Source organism: uncultured Microbacterium sp., assembly GCF_913776565.1.
Taxonomy (GTDB): Bacteria; Actinomycetota; Actinomycetes; order Actinomycetales; family Microbacteriaceae; genus Microbacterium.
In genome coordinates this window covers 24,186-36,708 of the sequence record NZ_CAJYPF010000191.1, presented here as the reverse complement: position 1 = coordinate 36,708, position 12,523 = coordinate 24,186, and the positions used below count along the sequence as shown (strand labels likewise).

The window sequence follows — 12,523 nt, the reverse complement described above, 5'->3', positions numbered from 1 at the left end:
GAGACACCCGCGCACACGACGAACGCCCACCCCCGAGGGGATGGGCGTTCGTGTGAGGCTGTCAGATCGCGAAGCCGAGCGCGCGCATCATGTCGCGGCCGTCGTCGGTGATCCGTTCCGGACCCCACGGCGGCATCCACACCCAGTTGATGCGGAAGCGGTCCACGACGTTGTCGAGAGCCTGAGCGGTCTGCTCTTCGAGCACGTCGGTCAGCGGGCAGCCGGCCGAAGTGAGGGTCATGTGGATGACGAGCGCGTCGTTCTCGTCGTCCCAGGCGAGGTCGTAGATGAGGCCGAGGTCCACGACGTTGATCCCCAGTTCGGGGTCCATGACGTCTTTCAGCGCCTCGGTGACCTCGTCGTACTTCTCGGGAGCGAGGGTTGCGGTCATGTAACGATCTTACGCGTCGATCGGCGTACCGGCCTCGAGGAAGCGGTCGTAACCCTCTTCTTCGAGTCGGTCGGCGAGCTCGGGTCCGCCCTCTTCGACGATCCGACCCTTGACGACGACGTGGACGAAGTCGGGGCGGATGTAGCGCAGGATGCGGGTGTAGTGCGTGATGAGCAGCACGCCGAGATCGGTCTGCTCCTTGGCGCGGTTCACGCCCTCGGACACGATCTTGAGCGCGTCGACGTCGAGGCCCGAGTCGGTCTCGTCGAGCACGGCGATCTTCGGCTTGAGCAGCTCGAGCTGGAGGATCTCGTGACGCTTCTTCTCGCCGCCCGAGAAGCCCTCGTTGACGTTGCGCGACGCGAACTTGGCGTCCATGCGCAGATTCTCCATGGCGCCCTTGACGTCCTTGGTCCACGAGCGGATCGCGGGAGCCTCGCCGTCGATGGCCGTCTTGGCCGTGCGCAGGAAGTTGGTGACCGTGACGCCGGGGATCTCGACCGGGTACTGCATCGCGAGGAACAGACCGGCGCGGGCGCGCTCGTCCACACTCATCTCGAGCACGTCCTCACCGTCGAGCGTGATGGAACCGCTCGTGACGGTGTACTTCGGGTGGCCGGCGATCGTGTAGGCCAGGGTCGACTTGCCGGAGCCGTTGGGGCCCATGATGGCGTGGGTCTCACCGGTACGCATGGTGAGGGTCACACCGTTGAGGATCGGGGTCGTACCGTTCTCCGTCTCGACCGTCACGTGGAGGTCGCGGATCTCGAGGACAGACATGGGGTTCCTTACTTGAGAAGTCTTCGGGTCGTCGGCGCGGCTCAGGCCGTCGCCTTGGTGACGGTGGGATCGATGAGCACGTCGCCGGAGTCGATTACGACCTCGTACACGGGCACCGGCTCGTAGGCCGGGAGGTTCAGCGGTCGACCGGTCGTCAGCGAGAACGCCGAGCCGTGCGCCCAGCACTCCAGCGTCTCGCCCTCGACGAAGCCGTCCGAGAGCGAGATGTCGCCGTGCGTGCAGACGTCGCCGATGGCGTGGACATCGCCGTTGCCGTCGAGCACGACGGCGATCGCGACGCCGTCGATCTCGACGCGTCGGGCCTCGTCCTGCACCAGTTCGTCGAGAGCGCACACGCGCGTGGCGCTCACGCGGCAGCCCCCTCGGCCAGTTCGCGCTCGATGGCCTCGATGAGCTCTGTCTCGAGCTCCGGGATGCCGATGCGCTGCACGATCTCGCTCAGGAAGCCGAGCACGACCAGACGGCGCGCCTCGTCCTCGGCGATACCGCGGGCCTGCAGGTAGAACAGCTGCTCGTCGTCGAATCGACCCGTGGCGCTGGCGTGGCCGGCGCCCTGGATGTCGCCCGTCTCGATCTCGAGGTTCGGGATCGAGTCGGCGCGGGCGCCGTCCGTGAGCACCAGGTTGCGGTTGGCCTCATACGAGTCGGTGCCGGTGGCATCCGGTCCGATGAGGACGTCGCCGATCCAGACGCTCCGCGCACTCTCGCCCTGCAGCGCGCCCTTGTAGAGCACGTCGCCGACGGTGTGCGGCCCCTTGTGGTGCAGGTAGACCTGCGACTCGAGGTGCTGGCCGGCATCCGAGAACGACAGCCCGTACAGGCGCCCCTCGGCGCCCGCGCCGGACAGCTCGACCGAGGGGTTCACGCGCACGACGCCGCCGCCGAAGCTCACCACGACGTGGGTGAGCTTGGCGTCGCGGTCGACGCGGGCCTGGTGCGACGAGGCGTGGATCGCGTCGTCGTCCCACTTCTGCACCGACACGACCGTCAGGTCGGCTCCGTCGCGCACGATGATCTCGACGTTCTGCGCGTGCTGCGCCGAACCCTCGTGACGCAGCACCACGGTGCCGCGCGAGTGCTGCTGCGCCTCGATCACCACGTGCGCGTGGGCCAGACCGCCCGTGCCGGTCAAGCGCACCACGATCGGCTCGTCGAGCTCGACGTTCGCGGGGATCCGCAGCAGCGGCGCCTCGGTCTCGTGCGTCCAGGCGAGGGCCGCCGGCAGGTCTTCGGGGCGGAAGTGCTCGCCGCGCGGCGCCTCACCGGCGGCGAGGCGCAGCTGCTCGACGCCCGCGGGGGCGTCGACGTCGACCGTCATGATGCCGGTCGGACCGGCCTGGTCGACGAAGAGCGGCGCGAGGCGGTCGATGGGGCTGAGCTTCCAGTTCACCTCACGGCCCGTGGGTGTGCCGAAATCGGCCGGGTCGAAGGAGGTCGCGCGCTCCGAGCGCGTCTGCACCGGGACGAGGGATGCCACGAGGGCGGCCGGGTCGATATGACCTTCGGCGGCTGCGGGTGATTCGGTCGCAGTCGTCATTTAGCCTACGGATCCTTCCATGCCCATTTCGATGAGCTTGTTGAGTTCGAGCGCGTACTCCATGGGCAGCTCGCGGGCGATCGGCTCGATGAACCCGCGCACGATCATGGCCATGGCCTCGTCCTCGGGAAGACCCCGGGACTGCAGGTAGAAGAGCTGCTCCTCGCTGACCTTGGAGACCGTGGCCTCGTGACCGAGCTGCACGTCGTCGACGCGGATGTCGATCGCGGGGTAGGTGTCGCTGCGCGAGATGGTGTCGACCAGCAGGGCGTCGCAGCGCACGGTGTTCGCGGAGTGGTGGGCATTGGCATCCACGCGCACTTCTCCGCGGTAACCGGCGCGACCGCCGCCGCGGGCGATCGACTTCGACACGATCGACGACTGCGTGTGCGGCGCCATGTGGATCATCTTGGCGCCGGCGTCCTGGTGCTGACCGGGACCGGCGAAGGCCACCGACAGGGTCTCGCCCTTGGCGTGCTCGCCCATCAGGTAGATGGAGGGGTACTTCATCGTCACCTTGGAGCCGATGTTGCCATCGACCCACTCCATGGTGGCGCCCTCGTGGGCGACCGCGCGCTTGGTGACGAGGTTGTAGACGTTGTTCGACCAGTTCTGGATCGTCGTGTAGCGCACGCGGGCGTTCTTCTTCACGATGATCTCGACGACGGCGGAGTGCAGCGAGTCGCTCTTGTAGATCGGCGCCGTGCAGCCCTCGATGTAGTGGACGTAGCTGTCCTCGTCGGCGATGATCAGCGTCCGCTCGAACTGCCCCATGTTCTCGGTGTTGATGCGGAAGTACGCCTGCAGCGGGATCTCGACGTGCACGCCCTTGGGGACGTAGACGAACGATCCGCCCGACCACACCGCGGTGTTCAGCGCGGCGAACTTGTTGTCACCGGCGGGGATGACCGTGCCGAAGTACTCCTCGAAGAACTCGGGGTGCTCGCGCAGAGCCGTGTCGGTGTCCATGAAGATGACACCCTGCTGCTCCAGGTCCTCACGGATCTGGTGGTAGACCACCTCGGACTCGTACTGCGCAGCCACGCCTGCGACCAGGCGCTGACGCTCGGCCTCGGGGATGCCGAGCTTCTCGTAGGTGTTGCGGATCTCTTCCGGAAGGTCTTCCCAGGTCTGGGCCTGCTTCTCGGTCGAGCGCACGAAGTACTTGATGTTGTCGAAATCGATCTCCGACAGGTCGGCGCCCCACGTCGGCATCGGCTTCTTGCCGAAGAGCTGGTACCCCTTCAGACGGGTCTTCAGCATCCACTCCGGCTCGTTCTTCAGCGAGGAGATGCCGCGGACGACGTCCTCGTTGATGCCGCGCTGCGCGATGGCGCCCGCCGCGTCGGTGTCGTGCCAGCCGAACTCGTATTGCCCCAGGCTTTCGAGCTCTGGTCGGTCGATGAGGACATCGGACATGGTGATCACTCTCCTTCTCGGGCCACAACGGTGTCATCCGCCCCGACATTCCGGACTCCGGTCGAAGTCCCAGGTTCGTCGCTGGTGGGCCCGCTCGAAGGCGCTGGCTGCGCGCCTAGACTGTCTGTCGTGCGGATCGCGTGAGCGCTGCACACGGACCCTTCGATTCTACAGGCAACACCCGCTCCCGGCATGGCAGGCCCGCTCCCCCGAACGCCGGGAACGCCCCGACGCCAGGAAGCCGTACCCATGCCCTCCGCCCCGTCCCCCACCGCTTCGTCCCGCGTCCCCGGCGCGCTTCGTCGGATCGTCGAGTGGTTGCCCACCGACGTCGACCGCCGGGTGCGCGTCTTCGCGTGGTTGTCGTTCGTGGCCGAGGTGCTCATCATCGGCACCGGCGGCGCGGTGCGCCTGACCGGTTCCGGCCTCGGGTGCCCCACCTGGCCGCGCTGCACGCCCGACTCGCTCGTGAACACCCCCGAGATGGGCATCCACGGGATCATCGAGTTCGGCAACCGCACGCTGACGGGTCTCGTCGGCATCCTGGCCCTCGCCGTCGTCGTGCTGGTGTGGCGCATGCGGCGCGAGCGTCGCGTGCTGTTCGTCCTGGCGCTCGTCGTCCTCGGCGGCATCGTGGCCCAGGCGCTCGTGGGCGGCGTCACCGTGCTGACGGGCCTCAACCCCTTCATCGTCGGCTTCCACTACGTCGCGTCGGTCTCGCTGGTGGCGGTCTGCGCGGCCTTCCTCGTGCGCATGTACCAGCCCGCCGGCGCCCGCCGGCTCGCCGTCCCGCGCTGGTTCGCGGGGCTGGTGCACGCCACCACCGCGGTGCTCGCCCTGACGATCGTGTTCGGTGTGCTCACCACGGGCGCCGGCCCGCACTCCGGCGACGAGGCCTCGGTGCGCAACGGCTTCGACGCCCAGGTGCTCGAGCACGTGCACGCCTGGCCGGGATACGCCCTCTTCGCCCTGACGCTCGCGGTCGTCGTGATCGCCTGGCGTCGCGGTCTCCCGGTCCGCCGCTGGGCGACGGCCCTGCTCGCGGTCGAGCTGGTGCAGATCGCCGTCGGGCTCTACCAGGCGCGCAACGGCCTGCCCGAGCTCGCCGTCGGCACGCACATGGTCCTGGCCGCTCTCGCCGCCGCGACCATGACCGTCGTCGTGCTGCGCTGCAAGCAGCCGACCACCGTCGAGGAATCGTCACCGGAGCGCGAGCGGATCGCCGCACGAGGCTGAACCCGGCGCGCTGCGCGCGGCGGAGCCCGGCGCGCTGCGCCGGTCGTGGAGCGCCCGGACGCCCTTATACGCTCATAGGGCATTCATCGGCGACCCCTAGGCGGCATCGAAACGGGTACGTCAGGCTGGAACTCGTCGGGTGCCTTCGCGCCCGGAAACGTCCCGCCGTCCCCCACGGTGGGGCCCCGTCCGGCTCCGCGCCGGAAGATGAAGGAGTGATTCCATGCAGACCCGTCCCCGCCTGGTGACCAGCATCCCGTTCTGGGTTCTCGTCGTCGCCTCCGTGGCCGCCATCGCCGGAGGACTCGCGATCGTGCTGAACGGCATCGACGCGATGGAGCAGGTGCTCAACGACCCCAACGCCACCGTCGTGCAGGTGTACGTCGGCCAGTCGTGGGTCGTCGTCGGTGCCGCCGTCCTGGGTGCCGGCGCGATCGGCATCGCCCTCGTGCTCGCCCTCGCCGCCGCGACCGCGCTCGTGCGCCGTCCCGATGTCGCTGTCGAGACGATCGACTGGAACAGCGACGACGAGACCGCCCCCGAGGCCTTCGGCGCCGCCCCGTACACCGCGACGTCGACGACCGCCGCCACCTCCGCGGCCCCCCTCGCGGTGGAGGATGCCGATGTCGAGGTGCCCTCGACGGCCCCCGCTCCCCCGCAGGCCGCTGCCGCTGCGAGCCACGACGAGCCCCGTCTCGACACCGGGGACGACGTCACGCGTCGCTGACCCCGCGTCGACGAAAGCGCCCGCTTCCCCATCGGGGGGCGGGCGCTTTCGCGTGCCCGGCTGCCGCCTTTCGTAGCGCCCGTATCGCCGCCCTCTCGGTGCGCTCCATCGGCGCCGAAACGTCACGAGACGCGCTCGCGCGCGCGGCGTTTGCCGGTGCCGAAAGATCGCGAAACACCCCCGCGCGCGCCATTCAGCACCGATGAAACCCCTCCCGCGCGCGCTCACCCCTTCATCGGCGCCAAAACGTCACGAAGCACCTCCGCGCGCGCCATTCGGCGCCGATGAGACCCCGCGCCCGCGTGGCGTGTGGGCGCGGCGCCGCGGCGGCATCCCGGAACCGCGGGCAGAGACACGATGACGCCCACCTCCCCGAGGTGGGCGTCATCGAGAACGATCAGAACGGCAGCAGCGGATCGACGGCGATCGCGACGAAGAGCAGCGTCAGGTAGGTGATCGAGGCGTGGAAGACGCGCATCGGCCGCGGCTCGCCTCCGCGCACGGCGCGCGAGTACAGGCGGTGCGACTCGTAGATGAACCAGCCGCCGAAGACGAGGGCCGACACGGTGTAGACGAGGCCCATGGGTGCAACGGGAATCAGCAGCAGTGAGCAGGCCACGGTCGCCCAGGCGTAGAGGATGACCTGCAGGCCCACCTGCGATCCGCTGCGGGTCGCGCCGAGCATCGGCACGTCGACGCCGTCGTACTGCGCGGCGTACTTCATCGACAGGGGCCAGTAATGCGGCGGGGTCCACAGGAAGACCAGGGCGAACAGGATGAACGGCGCCCACGACAGCGAGCCCGTCACCGCCGACCAGCCGATCAGCACCGGGAAGCATCCCGCGATCCCGCCCCACACGATGTTCTGCTCGGTGCGGCGCTTGAGGATCATCGTGTAGATGACGACGTAGAAGAAGATTGCGGCCGCCGACAGCGCTGCGGCGAGCGGGTTGGTGAACGCCCACAGCCACACGGTCGACACCACGGCGAGGGTCCACGCGAAGGTCAGAGCGCCGCGCGGCGACACCTCGCCCGTGACGAGCGGACGGTTCTCGGTGCGCTGCATGTGCGCGTCGATGTCGCGGTCCAGGTACATGTTGAACGCGGCCGCCGAGCCGGCGCTCAGCGAACCGCCGATCACCGTGGCGAAGATCAGCCAGAGGTTCGGCAGACCGCCCTGCGCGAGGATCATGACCGGAACGGTGGTCACCAGCAGCAGCTCGAGGACGCGGGGCTTCGTCAGAGCGACGTAGGCCCGAAGGGTGCGTCCGACGGAGCGGCGATCGGTCGTCGCAATGACGTGCGACGTCGTCGAGATGTCCATCGTCCCCCGGGGTAGCGCGTATATATCCCTCCGATTCTATGCCATCCCCACCACACCCCCGGCCGCCTGTCGACCCCCGTCACGAACGGCAACGGCGTCGGTCGATCTCGCTATGCTGGCGAAGAACGCGCGCCCCGCGCCGACACCCCACCCCCCTCCCACTCCTACGGTGGCGAGCGCGGACGTCGGATCGTGAACCGGGCGCAGGATCGAGAAAGGCACCGTGTTGTCGGACTTCGAATGGGACGAGATCGATCGGCGCGCGGTGGACACCGCACGCATCCTGGCGGCTGACGCCGTCGAGAAGGTGGGCAACGGCCACCCCGGAACCGCCATGTCGCTGGCCCCCGCCGCGTACCTGCTGTACCAGCGGGTACTCCGCCACGACCCGGCCGACACGCACTGGCCCGGCCGCGACCGCTTCATCCTCTCGGTCGGCCACTCCTCGCTCACGCAGTACGTGCAGCTGTACCTCGGCGGCTTCGGCCTCGAGAAGAAGGACCTCGAGGCGCTGCGCACCTGGGACTCGCTGACCCCCGGCCACCCCGAGTACGGACACACCGCCGGCGTCGAGATCACCACCGGCCCCCTCGGCCAAGGGCTCGCCTCGGCCGTGGGCTTCGCCTACGCGGCCCGCTACGAGCGCGGCCTGTTCGACGCCGAGACCCCCGCCGGCGAGAGCCCCTTCGACCACTACGTCTACGTCATCGCCGGTGACGGCGACCTGCAAGAGGGTGTCACCAGCGAGGCCTCCTCTCTCGCCGGCCACCAGGAGCTCGGCAACCTCATCGCGATCTACGACTCCAACCAGATCTCGATCGAGGACGACACCAACGTCGCCTTCACCGAGGACGTCCAGAAGCGCTACGAGGCATACGGCTGGCACGTGCAGACGGTCGACTGGAAGAAGACCGGCGAATACGTCGAGGACGTCGCCGCTCTCCACGCCGCGCTCGAGGCCGCGCAGGGCGAGACGGCCAAGCCCTCGCTGATCATCCTCAAGACGATCATCGGCTGGCCCTCGCCCGGCAAGCAGAACTCCGGCAAGATCCACGGCTCCGCCCTCGGCGCCGATGAGCTCAAGGCCACGAAGGAGGTTCTCGGCTTCGACCCCGAGGAGCACTTCGCCGTCGCCGACGACGTCATCGCCCACACGCGCAAGCTCGTCGAGCGCGGCGAGGCCGCCAAGGCCGACTGGCAGCAGAAGTTCGACGCGTGGGCCGCCGCCCACCCCGAGCGCAAGCAGCTGTGGGACCGCCTGCAGGCCCGCGAGCTCCCCGCCGACATCGCCGACGCCCTCCCCGCCTTCGAGGCCGGGAAGGACGTCTCGACCCGCGCCGCGTCCGGCACGGTCATCAACGCCCTGGCCGCCGAGCTCCCCGAGCTCTGGGGCGGTTCGGCCGACCTCGCCGAGTCCAACCTCACCACGATCAAGGATGCCAAGAGCTTCATCCCCGCCTCGTGGTCGACGCACGAGTGGTCCGGTGACCCCTACGGCCGCGTCCTGCATTTCGGCATCCGCGAGCACGCCATGGGAGCGATCCTCAACGGAATCGTGCTGCACGGACCGACCCGTCCGTTCGGCGGGACGTTCCTCATCTTCAGCGACTACATGCGCCCCCCGGTGCGCCTGGCCGCGCTCATGAACATCCCGACGATCTTCGTCTGGACGCACGACTCGGTCGCCCTCGGCGAGGACGGCCCGACGCACCAGCCCATCGAGCAGCTGGCGACGCTGCGCGCGATCCCCAACTTCGCGCTCGTGCGCCCCGCTGATGCGAACGAGACGTCCGTGGTGTGGCTCGAGATGCTGCGGCGTACGGCCGGTCCCGCCGGTATCGCCCTGACGCGTCAGAACATCCCCGTCTTCGCCCGCGGCGAGGGTGCGGCATCCGGTGACGAGTTCGCGTCGGCCGAGGGCGCCGTCAAGGGCGCCTACGTCCTGGCCGAGGCCAAGAACGGCGAGCCCGACGTCATCCTCATCGCGACCGGCTCCGAGGTGCAGCTGGCTGTCGAGGCGCGCGAGACGCTGGCCGCCGAGGGCGTCCACGCCCGCGTCGTGTCGGCCCCGTCGCTGGAGTGGTTCGCCGAGCAGGACGAGGCGTACCGCGAGTCGGTTCTGCCGTCGTCGGTGAAGGCGCGCGTGTCGGTCGAGGCCGGTTCGGCCCTCAGCTGGCACGGCATCGTCGGCGACGCCGGTCGCTCGGTCGCGATCGAGCACTTCGGTGCATCGGCCGACTACAAGACCCTGTTCCAGAAGTTCGGCATCACGGCCGAGGCCGTCGTCGAAGCCGCCCGCGACTCGCTCGCCGCGGCGAAGAAGTAATCCGAGGAGAACAACGACATGAGCACTCCCACCGCAGACCTCGCCGCTCAGGGCGTCAGCATCTGGCTCGACGACCTGTCGCGTCAGCGCATCCAGTCCGGCAACCTCGCCGAGCTCATCGAGTCCCGCAACGTCTCGGGCGTCACGACCAACCCGACCATCTTCGCCGGCGCCCTGTCCAAGGGCGAGGCGTACGAGGGCCAGGTGAAGGAGCTCGCCGCGGCGGGCGCCGACGTCGACGAGGCGATCGTCTCGATCACCACCGATGACGTGCGCGACGCATGCGACATCTTCCTGCCCGTGTTCGAGGCCACGAACGGCGTCGACGGACGCGTGTCGATCGAGGTCTCGCCCGACCTCGCGCACGACACCGAGGGCACCGTCGCGCAGGCCAAGGACCTCTCGGCCCGCGTGGACCGCAAGAACGTCCTCATCAAGATCCCCGCGACCAAGGCGGGCCTGCCCGCCATCACCGAGGTCATCGGCGCGGGCATCTCGGTGAACGTCACGCTGATCTTCAGCCTCGAGCGTTACGAAGAGGTCATCGACGCCTACCTCGCCGGCGTCGAGAAGGCGCACGCCGCCGGTCACGACATCTCGACCCTGCAGTCGGTCGCCTCGTTCTTCGTGTCGCGCGTCGACACCGAGATCGACAAGCGTCTCGCCGCGATCGGCACCGACGAGGCCGCCGCTCTCAAGGGCAAGGCCGGCATCGCCAACGCGCGACTGGCCTACGAGCTCTACGAGAAGAAGTTCTCCGAGGACCGCGCGAAGAAGCTCCTGGATGCCGGCGCCACGGTGCAGCGTCCCCTGTGGGCCTCGACGGGCGTCAAGGACCCGGCGCTGCCCGACACGCTCTACGTGACCGAGCTCGTCGCCCCCGGCACCGTGAACACGATGCCCGAGAAGACGCTCGAGGCGACCTTCGACCACGGCGAGATCACCGGCGACACCGTCACCGGCGCGTACGCCGAGGCGCACGAGGTCTTCGACCGTCTCGCGGCCGCGGGTGTCGACGTGGCGGACGCCACGCAGACGCTCGAGGACGAGGGCGTCGAGAAGTTCATCGCCTCGTGGCACGAGCTGCAGGACACCGTGAAGACCGCTCTGCAGGCCGGAAGCGCCCAGGCCGCGAAGTGAGCTTCGCCGTCAAGGCCACGGGCCACGCCGCATCGATCGTCGACGCGGAGCTGCCGGCGCTGACCGGTTCGCTCATCGCGTCGGGGATCACCGCCGGTGACGCGAGCCTGTGGGGCTCCGCCGCCGAGGACGAGGCGTCCCGTCGGCTCGGGTGGGTGCGGGCGGTCTCCGTCTCGCGCCCGCTCGTGCCCGAGATCACCGCCCTGCGCGACGAGCTCGTCGCGCAGGGCGTGACCCGCGTCGTCCTCGCGGGCATGGGCGGCTCCTCGCTCGCGCCCGAGGTCATCGCACAGTCCGCGGGCGTCCCCCTGGTCATCCTGGACTCCACCTCTCCCGCCCAGGTGCTCGCCGCGATCGACGGCGACGTCGAGTCGGGCGGGCTCGACCGGACCGTCCTGGTCGTCTCGAGCAAGTCCGGGTCGACGATCGAGACCGATTCGGCCCGTCGGGCGTTCGAGGCCGCCTTCCGCGACCTCGGCATCGACCCCGCGTCGCGGATCGTCGTCGTCACCGACCCCGACTCGCCCCTCGCGCGCGAGGCCGAGACCGCCGGGTACCGCGTGTTCCTCGCCGACCCCGAGGTGGGCGGGCGCTACTCGGCGCTCACCGCGTTCGGGCTCGTGCCCGCGGGCCTCGCCGGAGTCGACATCGACGATCTGCTCGACGAAGCGGATGCCACTCTGCTCGAGGTCGCGATCGACGCCCCTGAGAATCCCGCCCTCGTCCTGGCCGCCGCGATCGCCGGAGGCGGCGCGCACCGCCGGGACAAGCTCGGTCTGGTCGCGGACGGCACCTACCTGACGGGGCTGCCGGACTGGATCGAGCAGCTCGTCGCCGAGTCCACCGGCAAGGAGGGCACCGGCATCCTGCCCGTCGTCCTCCTGCCCGTCTCGCCCGAGCTCGAGACGCGGCCCGTCGACCTGCAGGTCGTCCGCTTCGTCGACGACGCCAGCGCGTTCCACCTGTTCGAGCGCCACACCAACGAGGTGCTGGTGAGCGGGTCGCTGGGTGCGCAGTTCGTCGTCTGGGAGTACGCCACCGCGATCGCGGGACGTCTGCTCGGGATCAACCCGTTCGACCAGCCCGACGTCGAATCCGCCAAGCAGGCGGCGCGCGGTCTGTTGGATGCGCAGCCCGCGCCGACCGCCCCCGCGCTGGTCCTCGACGGCGTCGAGGTGCGCGTGTCCGATCCCGCGCTGGCGGCGGGGGGCACCCTCGCGAGCGTCCTCGACGCCCTGTGGGAGCGTGTGCCCGCGGACGGATACGTCGGCATCCAGGCCTACGTGGACCGCGGCGAGCTCGCTCAGCTCTCCGGTCTGCGAGAGATGGTGGCCGCCGACTCCGGTCGACCCACCACGTTCGGGTGGGGACCGCGGTTCCTGCACTCGACCGGGCAGTACCACAAGGGAGGGCCCGCGACCGGCGTGTTCCTCCAGATCCTCGAACGCACCGACGTCGATCTCGAGATCCCGGGTCGACCGTTCACGTTCGGACAACTCATCCAGGCACAGGCCGCGGGAGACGCGAGCGTGCTGGCGGAGGGCCACGGCCGCCCCGTCGTCACGCTGACGCTGACCGACCCGCAGGTCGAGGTGCTCTCACTCTTCGAGGCGGCACAGTAA

General features: G+C 69.4%; 11 protein-coding genes. 5 read left to right on the top strand and 6 right to left on the bottom strand.

Features of this window, described 5'->3' with window-relative positions; all coding sequences use genetic code 11:
* Window positions 1-61: 61 nt before the first annotated feature.
* From QZ433_RS10745 to sufB, 5 genes are read right to left on the bottom strand one after another with little or no spacing between them, the layout of a single operon-like run.
* Window positions 62-391 carry a metal-sulfur cluster assembly factor gene (locus tag QZ433_RS10745; protein ID WP_013586729.1) on the bottom strand — a complete coding sequence of 110 codons (330 nt, stop codon included), beginning with the start codon at window positions 389-391 and terminating at the stop codon, window positions 62-64.
* A gap of 9 nt (window positions 392-400) precedes the next feature.
* Window positions 401-1,171, bottom strand: a complete 771-nt coding sequence (gene sufC / locus QZ433_RS10740) for a Fe-S cluster assembly ATPase SufC (RefSeq protein WP_058625386.1) — start codon at window positions 1,169-1,171, stop codon at window positions 401-403.
* Between the two features lie 41 nt (window positions 1,172-1,212).
* On the bottom strand, window positions 1,213-1,542 hold the full coding sequence (locus QZ433_RS10735) for a non-heme iron oxygenase ferredoxin subunit (RefSeq protein ID WP_295783113.1): 330 nt from the start codon (window positions 1,540-1,542) through the stop codon (window positions 1,213-1,215).
* On the bottom strand, window positions 1,539-2,729 hold the full coding sequence (gene sufD / locus QZ433_RS10730; protein WP_295783110.1) for a Fe-S cluster assembly protein SufD: 1,191 nt from the start codon (window positions 2,727-2,729) through the stop codon (window positions 1,539-1,541). The genes QZ433_RS10735 and sufD overlap by 4 nt, the downstream gene beginning before the upstream one ends.
* Entirely contained in the window at window positions 2,730-4,148 is a 1,419-nt protein-coding gene (gene sufB, locus QZ433_RS10725) for a Fe-S cluster assembly protein SufB (RefSeq protein ID WP_295783108.1), read from the bottom strand.
* A 249-nt stretch (window positions 4,149-4,397) separates the two neighbouring features.
* Here sufB and QZ433_RS10720 point away from each other — a divergent pair, with 249 nt between their 5' ends.
* Together QZ433_RS10720 and QZ433_RS10715 are read left to right on the top strand one after the other, a co-directional pair.
* Window positions 4,398-5,384, top strand: a complete 987-nt coding sequence (locus tag QZ433_RS10720; RefSeq protein WP_295783106.1) for a COX15/CtaA family protein — start codon at window positions 4,398-4,400, stop codon at window positions 5,382-5,384.
* A 223-nt stretch (window positions 5,385-5,607) separates the two neighbouring features.
* The gene (locus tag QZ433_RS10715) at window positions 5,608-6,111 is read left to right on the top strand and encodes a dinucleotide-utilizing enzyme (RefSeq protein WP_295783104.1); all 504 of its coding nucleotides are present in this window, start codon (window positions 5,608-5,610) and stop codon (window positions 6,109-6,111) included.
* Between the two features lie 397 nt (window positions 6,112-6,508).
* Here QZ433_RS10715 and QZ433_RS10710 read toward each other — a convergent pair whose 3' ends face one another.
* Window positions 6,509-7,435 (bottom strand): heme o synthase, encoded by a 927-nt coding sequence (locus tag QZ433_RS10710; protein ID WP_108318081.1) that lies wholly within the window; start codon window positions 7,433-7,435, stop codon window positions 6,509-6,511.
* A 226-nt stretch (window positions 7,436-7,661) separates the two neighbouring features.
* Here QZ433_RS10710 and tkt point away from each other — a divergent pair, with 226 nt between their 5' ends.
* From tkt to QZ433_RS10695, 3 genes are read left to right on the top strand one after another with little or no spacing between them, the layout of a single operon-like run.
* Window positions 7,662-9,761 (top strand): transketolase, encoded by a 2,100-nt coding sequence (gene tkt, locus QZ433_RS10705; protein WP_295783175.1) that lies wholly within the window; start codon window positions 7,662-7,664, stop codon window positions 9,759-9,761.
* An 18-nt stretch (window positions 9,762-9,779) separates the two neighbouring features.
* Entirely contained in the window at window positions 9,780-10,901 is a 1,122-nt protein-coding gene (gene tal, locus QZ433_RS10700; RefSeq protein WP_295783100.1) for a transaldolase, read from the top strand.
* Window positions 10,898-12,523 (top strand): glucose-6-phosphate isomerase, encoded by a 1,626-nt coding sequence (locus QZ433_RS10695; protein ID WP_295783098.1) that lies wholly within the window; start codon window positions 10,898-10,900, stop codon window positions 12,521-12,523. The genes tal and QZ433_RS10695 overlap by 4 nt, the downstream gene beginning before the upstream one ends.

Bases quoted from the DNA above. Each gene is read 5' to 3' on its own strand.
- QZ433_RS10745 (WP_013586729.1), bottom strand. From the start codon at position 391: ATGACCGCAACCCTCGCTCCCGAGAAGTACGACGAGGTCACCGAGGCG.
- sufC (WP_058625386.1), bottom strand. From the start codon at position 1,171: ATGTCTGTCCTCGAGATCCGCGACCTCCACGTGACGGTCGAGACGGAG.
- sufD (WP_295783110.1), bottom strand. From the start codon at position 2,729: ATGACGACTGCGACCGAATCACCCGCAGCCGCCGAAGGTCATATCGAC.
- sufB (WP_295783108.1), bottom strand. From the start codon at position 4,148: ATGTCCGATGTCCTCATCGACCGACCAGAGCTCGAAAGCCTGGGGCAA.
- QZ433_RS10720 (WP_295783106.1), top strand. From the start codon at position 4,398: ATGCCCTCCGCCCCGTCCCCCACCGCTTCGTCCCGCGTCCCCGGCGCG.
- QZ433_RS10715 (WP_295783104.1), top strand. From the start codon at position 5,608: ATGCAGACCCGTCCCCGCCTGGTGACCAGCATCCCGTTCTGGGTTCTC.
- QZ433_RS10710 (WP_108318081.1), bottom strand. From the start codon at position 7,435: ATGGACATCTCGACGACGTCGCACGTCATTGCGACGACCGATCGCCGC.
- tal (WP_295783100.1), top strand. From the start codon at position 9,780: ATGAGCACTCCCACCGCAGACCTCGCCGCTCAGGGCGTCAGCATCTGG.